This window comes from Noviherbaspirillum aerium (genome assembly GCF_008929045.1).
GTDB lineage: Bacteria > Pseudomonadota > Gammaproteobacteria > Burkholderiales > Burkholderiaceae_D > Noviherbaspirillum > Noviherbaspirillum aerium.
The window spans coordinates 1-535 of the sequence record NZ_VFAH01000087.1; the positions used below are offsets into that span (position 1 = coordinate 1).

Consider the following 535-nt stretch of genomic DNA (forward strand, 5'->3'; position numbering starts at 1 on the left):
GAAACGTTATGGAGCTTGAGTATGAATATGCCGTATTCCAGACTACTCGCATTGCTGCGAGAACTCTTTCCTACATATGATTGATGACAATCACAACCCACCAGTTTTACCGATACCCTCATCACAAAGGCATCAGTGCCACTGATAAATCTTTACTACTTCTTCCAGATTGTTAAAGAACAAAACAGCTCATGATCGAAACGATCAAACCTAAATAGCCCGGCAGTCGTATTTATCAATACGGCACCTTACTTAGGTTTGACGTCTGGTGGAGGTAAGCGGGATCGAACCGCTGACCTCTTGCATGCCATGCAAGCGCTCTCCCAGCTGAGCTATACCCCCGTTGCTTGCATGATCGCCTGTGTAAGTACACAGACCAAATGCTGTCTTGGCTTGTTTTACCAACATACCGATAAGTGTGAACGCTTGACTTGGCAAGCCTACTCTAGAAAGGAGGTGATCCAGCCGCACCTTCCGATACGGCTACCTTGTTACGACTTCACCCCAGTCACGAATCCTACCGTGGTAAGCGCCC

1 tRNA gene and 1 rRNA gene are annotated in these 535 nt (G+C 47.5%); both read right to left on the bottom strand.

The window, feature by feature from the left end:
* Window positions 1-266 precede the first annotated feature (266 nt).
* Window positions 267-342, bottom strand: a tRNA-Ala gene (locus tag FH061_RS30205).
* Between the two features lie 107 nt (window positions 343-449).
* Window positions 450-535, bottom strand: a 16S ribosomal RNA gene (locus FH061_RS30210); the annotation flags it as partial.